The 19,863-nt window shown below is 40.1% G+C and carries 22 protein-coding genes; 7 read left to right on the top strand and 15 right to left on the bottom strand.

From position 1 onward, the window contains the following. Nucleotides 1–33 precede the first annotated feature (33 nt). Nucleotides 34–2,094, bottom strand: a complete 2,061-nt coding sequence (ftsH, locus tag LU635_RS04220; protein ID WP_240096513.1) for an ATP-dependent zinc metalloprotease FtsH — start codon at nt 2,092–2,094, stop codon at nt 34–36. A gap of 22 nt (nt 2,095–2,116) precedes the next feature. Further along, nucleotides 2,117–2,488: a ribosome silencing factor gene (rsfS, locus tag LU635_RS04215; RefSeq protein WP_240096511.1), complete on the bottom strand. Its 372-nt coding sequence runs from the start codon at nt 2,486–2,488 to the stop codon at nt 2,117–2,119. A gap of 93 nt (nt 2,489–2,581) precedes the next feature. On the opposite strand from rsfS, the gene LU635_RS04210 reads away from it, so the two are divergent. Further along, nucleotides 2,582–3,313 (top strand): biotin--[acetyl-CoA-carboxylase] ligase, encoded by a 732-nt coding sequence (locus LU635_RS04210; RefSeq protein WP_240096509.1) that lies wholly within the window; start codon nt 2,582–2,584, stop codon nt 3,311–3,313. 31 nt (nt 3,314–3,344) lie between these two features. Here LU635_RS04210 and LU635_RS04205 read toward each other — a convergent pair whose 3' ends face one another. Together LU635_RS04205 and pyrE are read right to left on the bottom strand one after the other, a co-directional pair. Further along, nucleotides 3,345–3,737, bottom strand: a complete 393-nt coding sequence (locus LU635_RS04205) for an SRPBCC family protein (protein WP_240096507.1) — start codon at nt 3,735–3,737, stop codon at nt 3,345–3,347. Nucleotides 3,738–3,739: 2 nt separating this feature from the next. Continuing rightward, the gene (gene pyrE / locus LU635_RS04200) at nt 3,740–4,381 is read right to left on the bottom strand and encodes an orotate phosphoribosyltransferase (protein WP_240096505.1); all 642 of its coding nucleotides are present in this window, start codon (nt 4,379–4,381) and stop codon (nt 3,740–3,742) included. Between the two features lie 8 nt (nt 4,382–4,389). Here pyrE and LU635_RS04195 point away from each other — a divergent pair, with 8 nt between their 5' ends. Then, nucleotides 4,390–5,013 (top strand): NUDIX hydrolase, encoded by a 624-nt coding sequence (locus tag LU635_RS04195; RefSeq protein WP_240096503.1) that lies wholly within the window; start codon nt 4,390–4,392, stop codon nt 5,011–5,013. Here the strand turns inward: LU635_RS04195 and LU635_RS04190 are convergent. Next, complete coding sequence (locus tag LU635_RS04190; RefSeq protein ID WP_240096501.1) at nt 4,981–6,732, bottom strand: M14 family metallopeptidase; 1,752 nt, start codon at nt 6,730–6,732, stop codon at nt 4,981–4,983. The two genes, LU635_RS04195 and LU635_RS04190, sit on opposite strands and share 33 nt — an antisense overlap. 175 nt (nt 6,733–6,907) lie before the next feature. On the opposite strand from LU635_RS04190, the gene LU635_RS04185 reads away from it, so the two are divergent. After that, nucleotides 6,908–9,196: a TonB-dependent receptor gene (locus LU635_RS04185; RefSeq protein ID WP_240096499.1), complete on the top strand. Its 2,289-nt coding sequence runs from the start codon at nt 6,908–6,910 to the stop codon at nt 9,194–9,196. Nucleotides 9,197–9,278: 82 nt separating this feature from the next. On the opposite strand, the gene coaD is transcribed toward LU635_RS04185, so the two are convergent. Together coaD and LU635_RS04175 are read right to left on the bottom strand one after the other, a co-directional pair. Continuing rightward, nucleotides 9,279–9,734, bottom strand: a complete 456-nt coding sequence (gene coaD / locus LU635_RS04180) for a pantetheine-phosphate adenylyltransferase (protein WP_240096497.1) — start codon at nt 9,732–9,734, stop codon at nt 9,279–9,281. Between the two features lie 49 nt (nt 9,735–9,783). Further along, on the bottom strand, nt 9,784–10,764 hold the full coding sequence (locus LU635_RS04175) for a D-alanine--D-alanine ligase (protein WP_240096495.1): 981 nt from the start codon (nt 10,762–10,764) through the stop codon (nt 9,784–9,786). A gap of 101 nt (nt 10,765–10,865) precedes the next feature. Here LU635_RS04175 and LU635_RS04170 point away from each other — a divergent pair, with 101 nt between their 5' ends. The 4 genes from LU635_RS04170 (at nt 10,866) to LU635_RS04155 (ending at nt 14,252) form a co-directional block, all read left to right on the top strand. Next, on the top strand, nt 10,866–11,486 hold the full coding sequence (locus tag LU635_RS04170; protein ID WP_240096493.1) for a PASTA domain-containing protein: 621 nt from the start codon (nt 10,866–10,868) through the stop codon (nt 11,484–11,486). Continuing rightward, nucleotides 11,476–12,540, top strand: coding sequence for an RluA family pseudouridine synthase (locus LU635_RS04165; protein ID WP_240096491.1), 1,065 nt, complete (start codon nt 11,476–11,478; stop codon nt 12,538–12,540). The genes LU635_RS04170 and LU635_RS04165 overlap by 11 nt, the downstream gene beginning before the upstream one ends. Nucleotides 12,541–12,781: 241 nt before the next feature. Beyond that, a complete protein-coding gene (yaaA, locus tag LU635_RS04160; protein ID WP_240096489.1) occupies nt 12,782–13,543 on the top strand; it encodes a peroxide stress protein YaaA in 762 nt (253 codons plus the stop codon). 43 nt (nt 13,544–13,586) lie between these two features. Next, entirely contained in the window at nt 13,587–14,252 is a 666-nt protein-coding gene (locus tag LU635_RS04155; protein WP_240096487.1) for a uracil-DNA glycosylase family protein, read from the top strand. A gap of 7 nt (nt 14,253–14,259) precedes the next feature. Here the strand turns inward: LU635_RS04155 and LU635_RS04150 are convergent, their stop codons facing one another. The 8 genes from LU635_RS04150 to LU635_RS04115 form a co-directional block, all read right to left on the bottom strand. Then, entirely contained in the window at nt 14,260–14,394 is a 135-nt protein-coding gene (locus LU635_RS04150; RefSeq protein WP_131397972.1) for a 30S ribosomal protein THX, read from the bottom strand. A gap of 2 nt (nt 14,395–14,396) precedes the next feature. Then, nucleotides 14,397–14,552, bottom strand: a complete 156-nt coding sequence (locus LU635_RS04145; RefSeq protein WP_240096485.1) for a hypothetical protein — start codon at nt 14,550–14,552, stop codon at nt 14,397–14,399. A 72-nt stretch (nt 14,553–14,624) separates the two neighbouring features. Next, entirely contained in the window at nt 14,625–15,395 is a 771-nt protein-coding gene (gene trpA / locus LU635_RS04140; RefSeq protein ID WP_240096483.1) for a tryptophan synthase subunit alpha, read from the bottom strand. Nucleotides 15,396–15,492: 97 nt separating this feature from the next. Then, nucleotides 15,493–16,674, bottom strand: coding sequence for a tryptophan synthase subunit beta (gene trpB, locus LU635_RS04135; protein ID WP_240096481.1), 1,182 nt, complete (start codon nt 16,672–16,674; stop codon nt 15,493–15,495). Nucleotide 16,675: 1 nt separating this feature from the next. Further along, nucleotides 16,676–17,389 carry a phosphoribosylanthranilate isomerase gene (locus LU635_RS04130; RefSeq protein ID WP_240096479.1) on the bottom strand — a complete coding sequence of 238 codons (714 nt, stop codon included), beginning with the start codon at nt 17,387–17,389 and terminating at the stop codon, nt 16,676–16,678. 2 nt (nt 17,390–17,391) lie between these two features. Further along, nucleotides 17,392–18,180, bottom strand: a complete 789-nt coding sequence (gene trpC, locus LU635_RS04125) for an indole-3-glycerol phosphate synthase TrpC (RefSeq protein WP_240096477.1) — start codon at nt 18,178–18,180, stop codon at nt 17,392–17,394. Between the two features lie 5 nt (nt 18,181–18,185). Continuing rightward, on the bottom strand, nt 18,186–19,181 hold the full coding sequence (gene trpD, locus LU635_RS04120) for an anthranilate phosphoribosyltransferase (protein WP_240096475.1): 996 nt from the start codon (nt 19,179–19,181) through the stop codon (nt 18,186–18,188). 3 nt (nt 19,182–19,184) lie between these two features. Further along, complete coding sequence (locus LU635_RS04115) at nt 19,185–19,826, bottom strand: anthranilate synthase component II (protein ID WP_240096473.1); 642 nt, start codon at nt 19,824–19,826, stop codon at nt 19,185–19,187. Between the last annotated feature and the right edge of the window lie 37 nt (nt 19,827–19,863).

The raw sequence follows: 19,863 nt of genomic DNA, 5'->3' as shown, positions 1-19,863 counted from the left end.
TGAATTTGAGATTTTTTACCTGGAACTTCTACACTATTTATTAACCGAATCGTTTTCGGTCAATTCTTCTTCATCATCTGTACTTTTCCCCTTGGTGGCAGGTGATTCTTTGCCATTTTTGTTCTTTTCTCCGAGGGTGTTCTTTTCCTTCAAAGGCTGACTCTCTTCTTTTTCCTGGTTGAACGGGCGCTTCCCAAAGATCTTTTCAAGGTCGTCTTTAAAGATAACCTCTTTGTCCAGGAGGATCTCTGCAAGCTGGGTAAGCTTGTCCTTATTGTGTTCTAAAAGATCCACAGCACGCTGATACTGGGTTTCAATAAGATTTGAGATCTCTTTATCTATTAATTCGGAAGTCTTTTCACTATAAGGTTTGGTGAAATTGTATTCACTCTGGCCTGAAGAATCGTAATAGGTAAGATTACCAACGGCTTTATTAAGACCATAAATGGTAACCATGGCTCTTGCCTGTTTCGTTACTTTTTCCAGGTCACTAAGTGCGCCGGTTGAGATCTTATCGAATATCACTCTTTCAGCAGCGCGTCCTCCAAGGGCGGCACACATTTCATCCAGCATTTGTTCCGGTCTAACAATAAGTCTTTCTTCAGGTAAATACCACGCTGCGCCCAGTGATTGTCCACGCGGAACAATGGTTACTTTAACAAGTGGGGCGGCATGTTCCAGCATCCAGCTTACAGTAGCATGGCCTGCTTCGTGAAAAGCGATTGCCTTTTTCTCGTCGGGGGTAATTATCTTGTTTTTCTTTTCAAGACCGCCAACTATCCTGTCTACTGCATCCAGGAAGTCCTGCTTTCCTACAGCCTTATTACCTTTTCTGGCTGCGATAAGTGCGGCCTCATTACATACATTCGCGATGTCGGCTCCTGAAAATCCTGGAGTCTGTTTCGCAAGGAATTCTATATCGAGTTCATCTGAAACTTTTTTAAGAGGTTTCAAATGAACTTCAAAAATTTCTTTTCTTTCTCTAAGGTCCGGAAGGTCAACATATATCTGACGGTCAAAACGACCTGCCCTCATAAGCGCTTTATCCAGTACATCTGCACGGTTGGTCGCGGCAACCACGATCACATTGGTATTGGTCCCAAAACCATCCATTTCTGTTAACAGCTGGTTTAGGGTATTTTCACGTTCGTCGTTAGAACCTGAAAAATTGCTTTTACCACGGGCTCTACCAATAGCATCTATCTCATCAATAAAGATGATAGAAGGCGATTTTTCTTTTGCCTGTTTGAAAAGGTCCCTTACCCTGGAAGCACCCACACCAACAAACATTTCCACAAAGTCTGATCCTGATAGTGAGAAGAACGGAACTTTTGCTTCTCCGGCTACCGCTTTTGCCAGTAAGGTTTTACCGGTTCCTGGAGGTCCTACAAGCAGTGCTCCTTTTGGGATTTTTCCTCCGAGAGCTGTGTATTTTTCCGGTTGTTTCAGGAAGTCTACGATCTCCTGGACTTCTTCTTTAGCGCCTTCCAATCCGGCTACATCCTTAAAAGAAGTTTTTACATCGGTGTTCTGGTCGAATAATTTGGCTTTGGATTTTCCAATATTGAAGATCTGCCCTCCTGCGCCACCACCGGCACCGGAACTCATTTTTCTCATGATGAAGATCCAGACACCTATTATCAGTATAAAAGGCAGCAATGCCCAGAAGAGTTCACCTATAACATCGTTTGAAGTTTCGTAGGTGACAACGGTTTCAAGATTATTCTCATTCTTGATTTCGTTAATATCATTCTCAAAATTCTGAAGGTCTCCAAACTGGAAGCTATAAGTAGGGCTTTCTCCGGTTGGAAATAATTCAGGGTCAATATTTTTCTTATGAATTTCTTTTTGTTTGGCCTCTTCCGTCAGATAGACACGTGCCAGATTTCTGTTGATGATCTCAACTTTCTTAATGTCCCCATTCTTCAGATATTCTTTGAATTCTGCTGGATTGGTCTTGGCAGGTTCAGAAAATCCCCCTCCTCCAAAAAAGTTTATGCCTAAAAATATGATAATGATCGCCGCATAAATCCAGTAGGCACTGAATTTAGGTTTTTTGGGATCTAGTTTTTTCTTCGGTTTTTGATTCGCCATTCTCTCGTTCTATAATTTAGATTTAATAACTGGTTTCTATGGATGTGATTTTAGCATCACCCCATAGGCTCTCAATATCGTAAAATTCCCTGATATGTTTTTGGAATACGTGAACTACTACATTCACATAGTCCAGTAGAACCCATTCGGCATTCTCACTTCCTTCAACGTGCCAGGGCTTATCTTTCAGGTTTTTACTAACTGTTTTTTGTATGGAATTTACTATGGCGTTAACCTGCGTATTGGAGGTACCGTTGCAAATTATAAAATAATCACAAACTGTGTTTTCTATCTCTCTAAGGTCCAGGATATCAATATCATTCCCCTTAACTTCCTCTATCCCTTTAATAATATGTGCAATAAGTTGATCGCTGTTTTTTTCCTTTTTCGACATTAAATTAATTTATTTACGCAAATTTATCATTTTTTGCTCTTTTAGAGGGATTGTTTACACAAGATTTAACGCCCTCTGCCTTAGTATTTATATATGCGTATAATCAAAGTTGATGCCATTGATTCCACTAATTCCTTCGTTCGTAAGTTTTATGAAGGTAATAATGATTTTGACCCGGTGTGCGTGCGTGCCATTCGTCAAACCAGGGGCAGGGGCCAGCGTGGCTCTTCCTGGCAGTCAAAAGCAGGTGAAAACCTCACTTTCAGTATTCTGTACCCACAGAAAAAGCTGAATGTTTCCCGTCACTTTTTGCTTAGCGCAACCATTTCGTTAGCGGTCCTGGAAGTCCTTGAAGAACTGGGACTTCCGGAACTTAAAGTGAAGTGGCCTAACGACATTCTGTCAGCCAAACGTAAGATAGGTGGTATCCTAATTGAGAATATGGTAAAGACGGAAGGGATCGTAGCCAGTATTATAGGTATTGGTCTTAACGTGAATCAGACTGAATTTGAAGGACTTCCGCAAGCTGCATCACTAAAAAGCATTTTGGAGAAAAGCTTTGATTTAGACGAATTAATGAACAAAATCCTTTCGGTTGTCGAGAATAAGATGAAAGGACTTCCTGAAGTTAGTGCTAACCGGATACTGGAAGATTATGCTCAGAATATGTTCAGGCTGAATGTGGTTTCCACCTTTTCCACGCCTGATGGAAGGAAATTTAATGGAATTATTAGAGGGGTTACAACAGAAGGTAAACTGAATCTGGAAATTGAGGATGGTGTTTTTAGAACTTTTGACCTGAAAGAAGTGCAGCTTCTTTACTGAAATAAAAAAGCCGGCACAGCCGGCTTTTAATTTATAATTTTGAAGCGTTCTCGCTTAAGGTATTTATAAACTTTTTGAGCGGTCCTTTGATCATCATACTCATCATCGCATTAAATTTACCTTCAAAATTCATAAAGACCTCACTTTGTGAAGGTCCAGCTTCAGCAATATGAATATCTAAATTAAAAGGAAATTTATCGGAAGTTGAGCCCAGTCGAACCAGTTCCGGTTCCTTTGTTTCGGTTATTTTCAATCTTATTTCAGGCATTCCTTTTAACTGAAAAAGGAATGTGTCCTGAGCGGTAGGTTCAAATTTTTCTTTTGTTTCCGGCATCAGCTGTTCATAGTTCTCTACATTGGTGAGAAAATGAAACATTTCCTGCTGACTTTTACCGGTTATTACTTTCTGGCTTTCTAATTTCATGTTTATGCTTTCCAGTTGGCAGGATCTTCTCTCCATTTACGAAGGACTCCTGCTTCTTCTGTATTGATATAATTGGTTTTCTGAGCGGTTTCTATAAGATGCTCATAATCGCTTAAAGTGTGCAGTTCGACCTCTGCCTTTTTAAAACTATTTACTGAAGTATCAAAACCATAGGTAAAAATGGCAAACATGCCTTTTACGTTAGCGCCAGCTTCTTGAAGTGCCTTAACGGCATTCAAACTGCTTTTACCTGTGCTTATAAGGTCTTCTATCACCACAACAGTTTGACCTTCTTCCAGATTCCCCTCTATCTGATTTTGCCTTCCGTGCCCTTTTGGTTCAGGTCTCACATAGGCAAAGGGGAGACTTAAATATTCTGCAACCAGCATGCCTATTCCAATGGCACCTGTTGCAACTGCTGCGATTACATCTGGTTTCCCATACTTTTCTTCTATTTGTTTAGCGAAATGTTCACGGATGTAATTTCTGATCATCGGATATGACAGAACTATCCTGTTATCGCAATAAATAGGGGATTTCCAGCCACTTGCCCAGGTAAAGGGTTGTTGTGGTTCCAATTTTATTGCTTTAATTTGCAACAAAAGCTCAGCAGTCTTTTTTGCTGTTTCTTTATTCAAAATCATAGCTGCAAATGTATAAAGTTTTTGTGAATGATATTCCCATAATTCTTTCTACAGAGAAAGAAATTGGAGAAAAATATACATCCTTTCCCTTAAAAACTGTCCGATTCAAGAGGGTTGTGAAGCGGATTCTGAAAGGTGAATTAATGTATGTAAACCTTTACCATCCCGATGAAACAAAACTCCTGAAGTATCTTTTCAAAAAGATGCGGGTGGTTACTGCAGCAGGCGGAATGGTAATTAATCGTCAAAAAGAGATCCTTTTTATTTACCGGAATAATCGGTGGGACCTTCCAAAAGGTAAGATCGAAAAGAATGAGGATGTGAAAACCTGTGCGATCAGGGAAGTTGAAGAGGAAACCGGAGTACAGGGTCTTGAAATAACTCGCTTCATTACCAGAACCTATCACGTATTCAGGAGAAAGGGAAAACTACGCCTAAAGGAAACATATTGGTATGAAATGTATACCGAATATGAAGGTGAACTTGTACCTGAGTTAAATGAGGGTATAAAGAAAGCAAAATGGAAGAACATGGAGAAAAGCCAGAAAGCCCTGAAAAAATCCTATGCCAATATAAAAATGCTTTTTCCTGAAAAATATTTAGCGGGGAAGTCGGAAGACTGGGTAGCGTAGATGTGCTTCTTCATAATTTTCAGAATGCTTATGCAACCAGTCTAACTGGGCATACCAGCGATTACTGAATTGAGCATCATTGCGTTTCCTTTCTTCGAACTCAGCTTTGAGTTCTGGATCTTCTTCAAGTAATTCTTTGGCGATATCTTCAAAAACATAAGGTGAAAAACCTTCCTTCTGCTGAAGTACAGTATCAAAAAAGTTCCAGTTAAAGAAAGAATCTACTGCCCTTGGTTCCAGCGTTTCCAGTAAATATCTCGCACCATCCTGAAAAGTGGTGACCAGATAATCACCTTTTCTGAACCTGATTTCTTCAACAGATTTGCTTACGGAAGTATTTTTATGAAGATAATGACCCTCGTAAGCCGAGTCAACTGTTTCAAAATCTTCAATTTTGTAGACCTCCACTTGAATCAGGGTATCTCTTCCCAAACTTTCCATCTTGATGTTGTTCATTTTTAACCGGTCTATCACCTGCCACCATCCCTGAGGTATTATATATGCTCTTGGAATTTCTATTTCCTCGGTTACGGTAAAATTATCGTAATACTCAATTTCTTTGGTAAAAGCCTTTTTCCGGTTATATTTTAAACGCTCATCACCAGTAACTTCACTTGTAATTTTTTCAGCTTCATAGCCTTTAAATTTTCGTGGGGAAGGGTTTTCCTTATCTACTTCAAATTTCAGATTGTAATGGCGGTCGGTGAGGTATTTTCTTCTGGCCTGGCTTCTAAGATCTTTGATTATGGTTGTTTCTGCATCTGTAATTGTGATCATAGAGCGCATCACCTCATAAGTTCCCTTTACTCTTTTGTCATAAGGTTTAAGCATATGGGTTTCCACCATCATTCCAAGCGTATTCCAGAGCGTGGTGTACCCGGTGGAATACCTTGGGTAATCCATGAACTGGGAAAACCCGTTTTCCGGCACTTCATTGAAAACATTCACATAAGGAGTAATATCCCATTTTTTTGCTCTTAAAGAGTCTTCAAGGGCAGGCATCATCTTTTTATTTACATATTCACCTAAGTTTCCACCTAGCTTATTATGCTGAGTGAATAAATGTGTGAGCGTATACTGGTAGTCTGCACCATTGCTAACATGATTGTCTATAAACACATCGGGATTCAAATAATGGAAAATCTCGTAAAAGCTCTGGGCGTTCTTAGTGTCGGCTTTTATGAAATCGCGATTGAGATCATAATTTCGGGCATTTCCTCTAAATCCATATTCCCGAGGACCATTTTGGTTGGTTCTGGTGGTGGAGTTCCTGTTAAGCGCTCCACCAACATTATATACCGGAATTGTAGCAATGATAGTATTTTTGGGAGAAGAGATAGAATCTCCCGCCATATCCCTGAAAAGCATCATAGTAGCATCTATTCCATCGCTCTCACCAGGATGTATGCCATTGTTTATAAGTATTATGCTGTGGGACTTTCTAAACTTTTCAAGGTCTAATTCATTATCCGGATGATAAACAGCAAGGTGAAGGGGTAAACCACTGTCAGTTTCCCCAAACTCCAGTAAGCTTACACTTTCATAAGCATCTGCCAGTTGTTCATAAAAATCGATTACCCCGTAATAGGTGTCAGTTTCTTTTCCTCCCGATTTTTCAAACTGGGTCTCAAAATCATATTCCTTTATTAGCCTGTATTTTGAAAAATCACAGGAGCTTAGGCTGATCAAAATCCCCAATACCAACCAAAATTTTTTCATAAAATTTTCTGAAAATATTAGCGTAAACTTACTTAAAAAGTCTGAAAGCAGCCAAAATCCTTGCCTTTATCTCGACTTTCTGCAACTCTTAAATATGTCCTGGGATTTTAAAAACATCATTTTAGGTAGTATTCTTTTATATTTTAACTAAAATTGCTAAAAAATAACGAATATTTTGAATAGATATTTACTCATTTTTATTGCACTTATATGGATAAATTTACTCGAGGCGCAAAGCATCTCTGGTAAAATCAGGGATTCTCATACCGGAGAAGCCATGGGAAATGTTGAGATTGAAAATATTCAGTCCGGAAGGATAGTCTATTCCGATTCTCTGGGCCTGTTTTCCCTTGATGGAATAAATTATCCATTGGAAGTAAGGTTTTCTTACCTGGGGTATAAAGACAGAATCAGGCTTCTGAGGTCACCAAAAGCCAGTTTAGATGTGTTCATGGAGCGGGAGATTGGTCAGTTATCGGAAGTGGTTTTGAGAAGTACAAATATTCCACGCCAACTTATAAGAACACCTGCTGCAGTCAGCCTTATTTCAAAAAATGACCTGGAAAGATCAGATAATATCAATCTCGTCCAGAATTTCAATTATATCCCCGGTGTTTATGTGAATCAGGGTGCCCTTAATACCAATAAGATCAATATTCGTGGAATAGGTTCCCGGGCTCAGTACAGCACGAACCGCATCAAAGCTTATATCAACGGAATTCCTCTAACCACGGGAGAAGGCGAACTTACTTTAGACGATTTTGATCCCGAATTTCTGGATGGTATTGAAATTTATAAAGGACCTGTATCTTCAGTCTTTGGAGCCGGCCTTGGTGGAGCCATTAATCTCTATACCGAAAGGAAAACTGATAATCTAAGATCGGTAAATGGAGATTTTACCTATGGAAGTTTTAATACCCGGAAAACAAGAATGAACATCACTTACGTTAAGGATAGTCTGGATCTGTCAGTGAATTACAATAAAATAGACAGTGAAGGTTATCGGGAAAATGGCGATTATGACAGGATCTCGATGACCGCTAATGCCGGTCTTCTTAATAAGAAAGGAAATTACTGGTCTTTTCTGTACTCGTATACCAATTTAAAAGCTTTTATTCCCAGTTCTTTAAATGAGAATGATTTTCTGAATGACCCCCAAAAAGCAGCCTTTACCTGGGGTCAGGCAGCGGGATATGAATCTTATAGCAAAAATCTTGTTGGCTTGTCTTACGAGCACAAGTTCTCACAAAATTTAAGGAATCAAACTTCGGTTTTTTTTAGTTCCCGTGACGGCTATGAGCCACGGCCCTTTGATATTCTGGATGATGACCGAAGTTCTGTGGGGATTAGAACTAAATTCAATCTGGAAACCTCCCTGTTTAGAAAACCTGCTCAATTTAGTTTTGGGTCTGAAGCGATGCTGGAATGGTATGATATTGCCAATTTTGAGAATCTCTATGAAGAGTCTGATATACCTGAAAGTGTTCAGGGCGAACTTTTAAGTCAGAATCATCAGAGTCGAAATTATATCAATATGTTCGGCCAGGTGAATATGGATCTAAGCTCTAAACTGCTGCTGGAGTTAGGCTTTAATTTTAATACCACTGCTTACAGTCTTGAAGATGAATTTGCGGAGGATGGTGTAGACCAGTCCGGTGATTATCGATTTGATCCTGTTTTCTCTCCGCGATTGGGGCTGAGCTATGAAGTTTCTTCGGGAAAGAACTTTTATACATCTGTAAGTCATGGGTTTTCCACGCCAACTGTGGCAGAAACTCTTACTCCTGAGGGTTTAATAAATACCGATCTTCAAACAGAGAAAGGCCTGAATTATGAAGTGGGATTCAAAGGGAACTGGCTGAACAACCGGCTTTATACGGAAGTGAGTTTATATTCCATACAAATTAATGATTTGCTGGTAGCGCGCAGAGTGGGTGAAGACCAGTATGTAGGTTTGAATGCAGGAAAGGCTGATCGTACCGGGATCGAGTTCACCTCTTCTTATGTAAGCAGTTTTACTGAAGATTTTCAGTTGAATTTATTCCTGAATTCAAATCTGAATTTCTACGAATATGACCGGTTTGTGGACAGGGGAGAGGATTATTCCGGAAATGAAATTCCAGGAACACCACAGTATATGATCTCTCCCGGGATTGAGCTGAATTTTCAGGAATTGTCGGCTCACCTAAATTATCAGGCTTTTGGAGAAATGGCGCTAAATGATGCCAATACAGAGTATACAGATCCTTACCAGTTACTAAACTTAAAACTAAATTATGATCTACATTTAAGCCGGGGATTGGATCTTGGACTGAATTTCGGAATAAATAATATTCTTGATGAGCATTACGCCGCAAGTGTAGTGACCAATGCTGTTGGATTTGGAGGGGCAGCGCCCCGATATTACTATCCGGGGAATCCGAGGAATTATTTCGGGGGGTTGAGTCTAAAGTATATGTTGTAAAACCGTCCTGTTCTGATAACTATCGGGAATTGTTTCAGGAGCTGTAAGAGATTCATCACTTAGTTCGGGATGACCATTAGAACTACTTCTTCCTCACCACATCCGGGACCATGAATTCATAATTTCCTCCATGATGAATCACGTCTCGCACCACAGTTGAAGAGATATGTCCTTTTCCAGAACTGGAAATAAGAAAAACGCTGTCTATACCAGACATTTTATAATTGGTTTGTCCTATGGCCTTTTCAAATTCGAGATCCTGGGCGTTACGTAATCCGCGGAGGATAAACCCGGCGTTTTGAGATTTGCAGAACTCCACTGTAAGACCTTTGTAGGTCTCGACTTTTACTTTCGGTTCATTTTCGTAGGTCTTTTTCAAAAAATGAAGCCTTTCTTCCAGGCTGAACATATACTTTTTATTGGAATTCGTTCCTATGGCAAGGATGATCTCATCGAACAACGGCAGGGCACGGTCAATGATATCTGTATGTCCCAAAGTTAACGGATCGAAAGATCCGGGAAAAACTGCTTTTTTCATCTCGCGGTTTTTTTGATCGGTTATGATTTCAAAAGATAATCAGAAATTATCACTTTTGGTTTAAAGCTGCTTCGATGGCACTTCCAAAAAGTTCCTGCAGGCTTATTCCGGCTTTTTCTGCCTGCTGAGGTAAGATACTTGCCTGGCTAAGTCCCGGGTTTGTATTCATTTCAATAAAATGGGGTTCGCCATTATGAAAGATGAACTCAGACCTTGAATAACCCTTCATCTTCAGCTTCCTGTATATCATTTTTGCGATATTCTGAACTTTTTCAGTGTCCTCTTCAGAAATTCTCGCCGGGGTTATTTCCTGGGATTTCCCCAGATATTTTGCTTCATAATCAAAGAATTCATTCTCTGATACGATCTCGGTCACCGGAAGTGCCAGGATCTCACCTTTATAAGTGATCACCCCAACTGAAACTTCTGTTCCGTCAAGAAAGGATTCAATAATGATCTCATTATCTTCCGATAGGGCATTTTTTATTGCAGGAACAATATCCTCTTTGGTATTTGCCTTTGCTACACCAAAACTACTTCCAGCGCGATTGGCCTTCACAAAACATGGAAGTCCTACTTTATCCACTATTTCATCAATATTAACTTCATCACCCTTATCCAGGAAATAGTTGACAGCTGTTTTTACGCCATAAGGTCTCAGGACACTAATAAGATCACGCTTGTTGAAGGTGAGTGCTGACTGATACATATCACAGCTGGTTTGGGGGATATTAAGAAGTTCCAGGTAAGCCTGTAAAAGGCCATTCTCACCGGGTGTACCGTGGATGGTATTAAAAACACAATCAAAACTTATTACCTTATCGTTTATAGTAACGGTAAAATCACTTTTGTTTACCGGGTATGGGGTGTCGTCTGCTGCCACCACGAACCATTCATTTTGCAGGATATGAACACGATATGGTTCATATAGGTTACGGTCAAGATTTTTATAAACTATATTTCCACTGTTGATGGAAATGCGGTATTCACTGGAATATCCACCCATTGCGATGGCAATATTTTTCTTCATATTCAATATATCCGGTTAGAAGTCGTTAAACAAAAATATCACTTAAAAGGGCAGTCACCAAAACCAAAGGGTTTTATATCTTTGCCCATTATCAATAAACTATGGGATTATTCAGATTTATTTTTAGCAAGACCTTTTTAATTCAGTTAGTACTTGCGGTTATTGTACTGATTGTTATAGCATTCTTAACGATGCAATGGCTTGATTATTCTACCAATCAGGATCAAAGGATAGAAGTGCCAGATCTGGCAAAAATGAATCTGGACGTGGTAGAGGATAAACTGGATGAGCTTGATCTTAAATATGAGATCCTGGATTCTGCCAATTTTAATCCTGATTTCCCACGTTATTCGGTAATAGACCAGGTTCCGGCCCCGGGCAAATTTGTGAAAGAGGACAGGAAGATATATTTAACCCTTAACCCTTCTGGGTACCGTAAGATACAGATCCCGAATGATCTTATCAGAAAGACAAGAAGACAGGTTGAACCCACCCTGCGTTCCCTTGGTTTTGAGATAGGAGAAATTACCTATAAACCGGATATCGCCGAAGATGCTGTTTTGGAAATAAGACATAAAGGTAGACTTATCGAGCCGGGAGATGAACTGATGAAGACATCGGTTATAGACCTGGTATTAGGTGATGGAAGTGGAAGGTATAATCAGGAAACTGAAGATACCAATGAAGTGGATGAAACAGAAAACGAAGTTGATGAATTCTAAAAAAGACCAGAGGGAAGAGATAGACGAGCAGGAGGAGGACGAAAGTCTTTATGAACATCATAAATTCGTTGCTGAAGTAGGCCAGAAGCCTTTGAGGGTGGATAAATACCTGATGAATTTCATTGAGAATGCCACTCGGAATAAGATTCAGAAAGCCGCGAAAAGCGGAAATATCTACGTAAATAACGAAACGGTAAAACAGAATTACAAGGTTAAGGCCGGGGACGTGGTACAGGTGATGTTTGAGCATCCGCCTTATGAATATTTGCTGGTTCCTGAGGATATACCAATCGATATCGTTTATGAAGATGATCATTTGCTGGTCGTTAACAAGCCTGCCGGTATGGTAGTGCATCCCGGGCATGGCAATTACAGTGGTACCCTTATAAATGCTCTGGTTCATCATTTCGATAATCTGCCAAATAATAGCAGTGACAGGCCTGGATTGGTTCACCGTATTGATAAGGATACCAGTGGCCTGCTTGTCATCGCTAAAACTGAGCAGGCTATGGCCCACCTTTCTAAACAGTTCTTTGATAAGACCAGCAAACGGGAATATGTTGCGCTTGTTTGGGGGAATGTTGAGGAAGAGGAAGGCACTATTGAGGGAAATATTGGCAGAAACCCTAAAAACCGGCTTCAGAATTTGGTTTATCAGGGAGATGATGCCGATAACGGCAAGCCCGCGGTCACTCATTACAAGGTCATAGAGCGATTTGGATATGTGACCCTGGTCTCCTGTAAGCTGGAAACGGGAAGAACGCATCAGATCCGCGTTCATATGAAGCATATTGGTCATACACTTTTTAATGATGAGCGTTATGGCGGCGACCGGATTCTAAAAGGTACCACCTTTACCAAATACAAGCAATTCGTTGATAATTGCTTCAAGATACTTCCAAGACAGGCTTTACACGCGAAGACCCTGGGCTTTACCCATCCCGAAACAGGAAAATGGATGAGCTTTGATTCCGATCTTCCACAGGATATGGTGGACTGTATTGAGAAGTGGCGTAATTATGCTAAGAATCAAAAGGAATATCTGGATAATTAGGGCGTGCCGCAAAATAAGATTTTGGGTCGGGCTTTAGGAAGTCGCTGCCCCGCTAAAGGCGGGACGAGCTCCAACAAAGCCTCAATCCCTCACGCGAGAAAATCAAATCGCTAAATCTGGTTCAGAACAACGGGACTTTACCTGCATAAATGCCTTCTATCGGTTAATAAGAAACAAATTTCAGCGATCTTTCGGTTTTTGAACTGATGCGTTATCTTTGATGTAAAATAACCGAAAAGAAATGAAAATCGTTGTTTCGCCGGCTAAAACGCTGGATTATGAATCAAAATTACCAACTACAAGAGGAACTCAACCTGAATTTCTGGAAACAGCCTCAAAACTGAATCGCAAACTTTCCAGACAGAGTAAAAAGAAGATTTCAGAATTAATGAGCATCAGCGATAAGCTGGCAGATCTTAATTATACCAGGTATCAGGAATTTCAGGAAGAACACGATAAAAAGAATTCCCGCCCTGCCATCTATGCTTTTAATGGAGATGTGTATACCGGACTGGATGCCTACACGATCCCTACTGACAAACTTGACAGACTTCAGGATACCCTGAGGATTCTTTCCGGAATGTATGGAGTTTTGCGTCCGTTAGATCTGATTCAGCCTTACCGGCTTGAAATGGGAACTTCTATTGGAATAGATAGAAAAAAAGATTTGTATGGCGTCTGGAAGAAGAAGGTGACAGAATATTTGAACAACGAACTGGAAGATGATGAGCTGTTTTTAAATCTGGCCAGTAACGAATATTTTAAAGCTGTAGATACCAAAAAACTCAAAGTACCGGTAATTTCTCCTGTTTTCAAGGATTTCAAGAATGGAAAACTTAAGATTATTAGTTTCTTTGCGAAGAAAGCCCGTGGCTCCATGGTTCGTTACATCATTGATAATGATTGTAAAACTCTGGACGATATAAAAGGCTTTGATTATGACGGGTACCGCTTTAGTGAGGAATATACCGAAAAGGAGAATGAACCGACTTTTATAAGATAAATCAAGCTTTAAGCTTATTGCTTTCAGCTAAAAGCTATTTAAATTGGAACTCTTCCACCACAAACATCCATTTCCGCCATTTATCCCGGAAAATGCCACAAAATTGATCGTAGGCACCCTTCCGCCGCCAAGATTCACCAAAAGGCAGTTGAGGGAAGATGATGTGGATTTTTGTTATGGTAGTGGAGATGGTTTGTTATGGATAATTTTAGACCGGATTTTTGACCTGGATCTTAAATTTGAAAACACCGATGATGCTGTGGAGCAACGTAAGAATTTCCTGCGTGAAAGAGGGATCGGGATCTGTGATGTGGTTGAAAGCAGTCGGCGGGAAAAGATCGATGCTTCCGATCTTGGAATGCAAAAGGTGGAGTTGAGGGATATGATAGGTATTCTTAAAGAAAACCCGAAAATAGATACGCTCCTTTTTACCGGCGGGAATTCTAAGAATGGCCCGGAATATTTCTTCAGAAAATATTTAAAGGAGTCAACTCATGATATTCGGTTAAAGGTTATTTCAAACAGATCTCCGCGAATCCATCAGTTTGTACTTGATGGCAGGTTGATCAAAACTGTTTCTTTGATAGCACCCTCCGGAGCCGCTAATATAGCGGTGGGAAGTTCACAGTTGTATAAGGATCTAAAAAAGAAAAACCCTGAATTCAATACGATTGATTTCAGGGTCCTTCAGTATAAGGAATTTTTCTAGGTGCTAATCATTGCAATTCTTTTTTTTCCTGATCGGCCAGAGTAGTAGGTTTGATCTTAAACTTTTTACGTTTAGGTCTTAACTTACCATGTGTGCCGATAGCAATTTTACCACGCTTGGTCTTTTTATCACCTTTTCCCATAGTTATTTTTTATTTTTCTGATCTCTTATGGTCTCTTCGTCAATGTCAACTTCATTGTGGTCCACATCACGATCACCGATTCCTCCACTTAGAGGATCATTTTCGCTTCTTCTTTTATCTTTTTTTCCTTTGTGTTTATCTTCAATTGGTCCTCCCATAACTTAAAATTTTAAAGGTTTATTCTAAGATAAGGAGAACTGCAATAAAAAGTTGCTAACAGGCTGTTACAATTAGGTTAAAGCTTTAACATTTTGAACAAATGAAGAAATGTCTGAAACCCCATTTTTATCTACATATTTAATAAATGCACTACCTATAATGGCGCCTTTGGCATATTCTGTAGCCTGGTCAAAGGTTTCACTGTCTTTTATTCCGAAACCTACAATCTGTGGATTTTTTAGCTGAAGATCATTGATCCTTTTAAAGTATTTCCGGGTTTCCTCTCCAAATCCAGTGGTAGAACCGGTCACACTGGCACTGCTCACCATGTAAATGAATCCGTCAGAAACTGAATCAATGAATTTTATTCGCTCATCTGAAGTTTGGGGTGTAATAAGAAATACATTGATTAGTCCGTATTTCTCGAACAATTTCTGATATTTTTCATGATACACATCCACCGGAAGATCCGGAATTATCAATCCGTCAATCCCAACCGACTGGCATTTTTTGCAGAAATCTTCCACTCCGTATTGTAGGATAGGATTGAAGTATCCCATAATAATAAGAGGGATTTCCACTTTTTCTCTTATACCATCAAGTTGCTCAAAAAGTTTTTTAGTGGTCATTCCATTTTTCAGCGCCTTGGTAGAACTTTCCTGGATAGTAGGTCCGTCAGCTAACGGATCGCTAAAAGGTAGTCCGATCTCAATGAAATCCACTCCGCTTTTTTCAAGATCCACGATGATTTTTTCAGTGTCATCAATATTCGGAAATCCGGCTGTAAAATATATTGATAGCAGTTTATGATCTTCCTGCAGTTTTTGCTTTATTCTGTTCATTTTCTTTGTTTTCTGTCATTGCGAGTTAAGAATTAGCGACGCAATCCCATATTGTACTGGAGATTGCGTCGGGCATTGCCCTCGCAATGACGTGATATTACAAACTAAAATATTCGATATAGGTATTGAGGTCCTTGTCACCTCGTCCGGAAAGATTCACAACAACAATATCATCCTTCTCAAATTTCCTGGTTTCAAAAATCGCCAGGGCATGGGAGGTTTCAATGGCGGGAATAATTCCTTCCAGTTTTGCCAGTTCGAGTCCTGCTTTCATGGCATCTTCATCGGTAATACTGATGAATTCTCCTCTTCCGCTGGTAAAAAGGTTGGCATGCATGGGGCCCACACCGGGATAATCCAGTCCGGCAGAAATAGAGTAGGGCTCGGTAATCTGTCCGTCCCCGGTTTGCATCAGTAAGGTTTTACTTCCGTGGATGATTCCCATTTTACCCAGGGCTGAGGTAGCTGCGCTTTCACCGGAATCTACTCCTTTGCCGGCAGCTTCCACAGCTATAATACCAACTTCAGGATTATCTAAATAATGATAATAGGCTCCCGCGGCATTACTGCCCCCACCTACACAAGCAACTACATAATCTGGGTCTTCCTTACCTTCTTTTTCTTTTAGCTGAACTTTGATCTCTTCTGAAATTACACTCTGAAATCTCGCCACCATATCCGGATAAGGATGAGGCCCTACAACCGAGCCAATAATATAATGAGTGTCCACCGGGTTATTGATCCAGTCACGGATTGCCTCATTTGTCGCGTCTTTCAACGTACGGCTTCCTGATTTTGCAGGAACTACCTTAGCCCCCAGCATTTTCATTCGGGCTACATTTGGTGCCTGTCTGTCTATATCGATCTCGCCCATATAAACGATACACTCCATTCCCATTAGTGCACAAACAGTAGCTGTAGCTACACCATGTTGCCCGGCGCCGGTTTCCGCGATAATTCGATTTTTTCCAAGTTTCTGGGCCATCAGGATCTGCCCGATGGTGTTATTTACTTTATGAGCGCCGGTATGGCATAGGTCTTCCCTTTTCAGGTAAACCTTTGTTCCATATTTTTCACTAAATCTTTTCGCATAATAGAGTGGAGTAGGACGGCCTACATATTCTTTCAGAAGCTCTTTGAATTCTTTCTGAAAGGACTCTTCTTTCATAATGTCCAGATAGCGCGAACGCAATTCCTCGACATTGGGATATAACATTTCGGGAATGTAGGCACCGCCAAATTCCCCGTAATATCCTTTTTCATCAACCTGATAGCTCATTCTATGAATTTATCTTTTTTTTGAAATCTTTTAATTCCTTTAATTTTTTTAATCCCGGCTTAAGTTCAAATTTGCTGTTCACATCAACTGCATAAAGCAAGGCCGGTTTTCCTATTCTTAAAAAGTGATCTTTTAATTCTGCAATTGCACTCCCGTGTTCCGGCCCGATTCCTCCACTAAGAAAGAAAGGGGTGTTGGACGGATATTCTTTAAGGATCTTCCAGTCGAAATCTTTTCCGGAACCTCCTCTTAATTCAGTTTTTGTATCGAACAGAAAATAATCAACTATTCCTTCGTAGGGTTTTATCTCCTGAAAATCGAAATTTTCTCCAACAGAAAATACCTTGATCATTTCAGGCGTATTTCCCAATTGCTGAAGTTCGGTTTTCAGATCTTTACAAAATCCTGCCGATTCATCCCCGTGAAGCTGAACGGCGTTCAGATTGTATTTTGAAACTTTTTGGAGGATATCTTTAATCGAAGCATTCACGAAGATCCCTGTTTTCTTGATCTCGGCCGGAAGTTCAGGCAATTCTTCGTCAAAATAACGGGGAGATTTGTCATAAAAAATGAATCCCATGTAATCCGGCTGAAGTTCAGCCACCTGGATCATATTTCCTGGCTGTTTCATCCCGCAAACCTTAAGACTCAATCCTGAACTCTGTCCTGAAGCCGGTGTGATCAGGGTTTTTTCTTTCATGTTTTCTTCGTTCATTTTTATGCGATGCTTTTTAATTGGGTAATAAATTCCTTAGCTGATTTTCCCGGGTCGTTCGTTTTCATAAAATTCTCACCAATCAAAAACCCTTCAAATCCATATTTTTTTAGATCGGCAATTGCTTCTGTATTGCTTATTCCGCTTTCCGAAACTTTCACGAAATCATTCGGAATTAGACCAGATAGCTTTTTCGAATTAGCGATATCTACCTCAAAGGTTTTCAGGTTACGGTTATTCACCCCAATCATATCTGCGTTCACTTTAAGGGATTTCTGTAATTCTTCTTCATTATGAATTTCCAGAAGCACATCCATACCAAGCTTTTTGGCAGAATCTGCAAGATAAGTCAATTGTTTTTCAGTTAAAACCGCAGCAATTAACAGGATGGCATCAGCACCATAGGCTTTAGCTTCTAATATCTGGTATTCCTCAATCATAAATTCCTTCCTAAGGATAGGGATATTTACAGAAGCCCTGGTGTAAAGCAAATCTTCTAGCGAACCACCAAAATATTTCCCGTCGGTTAAAACGGAAATTCCTGAAGCACCGGCATTTTCATAACCTGAAGTTACATCCTGAACATTCAGACTTTGATTAATCACAGATTTAGAAGGAGACCTTCTTTTATGTTCCGCAATAATGCCTGATCCTGTTTTTAAATTATCGGCCAGAGAAATGCAATTTCTGCCAAAAAGAACTGAGTTTTCCAATTGAGAAACCGGGATCAGCGCTTTCTTTAATTCAACTTCCTTAAACTTATCTGCTATGATCTTATCGAGAATATTCATCTAATTCAAATTTGACTTAATTCCTGCAATTTTTTGAAACTTTCAAATGCTTTTCCGGATTCCAGAGACTCTTTAGCGGACTGGAAGCCATCCTGCGGACTCAGATTCCTGGATGTCGCTATGGCCATTCCTGCGTTGGCACAAACTACATTATTCTGGGCTTCGGTTCCTTTACCTTTTAAAATATTGGTAAGAATTTCTGCGGAACTTTCAATAGTACCACCTCCGGTAATCTCTGATTCCTTTAGTTGTGACACTCCAAAGTCTGAAGCCTTAAGAATACGTTCAGAATTGTTGCTGATACTTTTAGTTTCACCCGTTAAAGAGATCTCATCATAACCGTCAAGAGCATGTAAAATTGTATAATTCTTATCGGTATTCTGGTAAAGATAGGCATACATACGGGCCAGTTCAAGGCTAAAAACACCAACTAATTGATTCTTCGGAAAGGCTGGATTAACCATGGGCCCCAGCATATTAAAAAAAGTCTTTACCGCCAGACTTTTTCGAACCGGCGCGACATTTTTCATCGCAGGGTGAAATAATGGCGCATGGAGAATGCAGATATTAGCCTTATCAATACATTTTTCCAGAAAACCAGCATCATTACTGAATTTGATTCCGAGATATTCCATCACATTGGAACTACCGCTTACCGATGAGACTCCGTAGTTTCCATGTTTAGCCACTTTAACTCCAGCTCCCGCAGTAACAAATGATGAGGTAGTGGAGATATTGAAAGTATCCTTTCCATCGCCACCGGTTCCGCAAAGGTCTACAGCTTCATAACCAGAAAGATCAACCTTGATGCATAATTCCAGAAGTGCATCGCGAAATCCTTCAAGTTCTTCAATGGTAATACTGCGCATCATATAGACCGTAAGAAAAGCCGCGATCTGGGTTTCGTTGTACTTTCCCTCTGAAATATTGAAAATGACCTGTTTGGCCTCTTCGCTGGTAATGGTCTCGTGGCTTATGAGCCTGTTTAATAGTTCTTTCATTTCCTAAATTTCGTGCTGAGGTTTGGCTTCTGTTTTTTCTTGTTTCCCTTCAGGATTGTGGCTTACCCAGTTCCTGATCATTTTTTTTCCTTCCGGAGTTAACACTGATTCAGGATGGAACTGAACTCCCCGAACATCGAATTCCTTATGTCTTAAAGACATGATCTCACCTTTTTCATCATAGCTGGTAGCCTGAAGGCCCGGAGGCAGATTTTTATCTACGACCCATGAGTGATATCGCCCCACTTGCAGCTCCTTGTCGAGGCCTTCAAATATATATTCATCGTCCACAAAAAGCTCAATCTTAGTGGCTACCCCGTGATAAACATCATCAAGATTATTCAGGGTCCCACCGAAGACTTCGCCGATGGCCTGCATTCCAAGGCAGACTCCAAGTATACTTTTAGTGGCAGCATATTTTGCAATTATTGGCTTTAAAAGTCCGGCTTCATCAGGGATCCCGGGCCCGGGAGATAATAATATCTTATCATAATCTTCAGCCTCATCAATATCCAGCTGATCGTTCCTTTTTACTACCACATGGCAATCAAGTTCCTCCAGGTAATGAACCAGATTGTACACGAAAGAGTCGTAATTATCTATTACCAGAATTTTCTTTCCTTTTATGATTTGATCTTTATTCATTTCTTTCTTTTTAATCAACTAGTCAAAGCCTCTCCTA

The organism is Christiangramia crocea (genome assembly GCF_022410465.1).
In the GTDB taxonomy this organism is placed as follows: Bacteria; Bacteroidota; Bacteroidia; order Flavobacteriales; family Flavobacteriaceae; genus Christiangramia; species Christiangramia crocea.
This window is presented reverse-complemented; position numbering and strand designations above follow the sequence as displayed.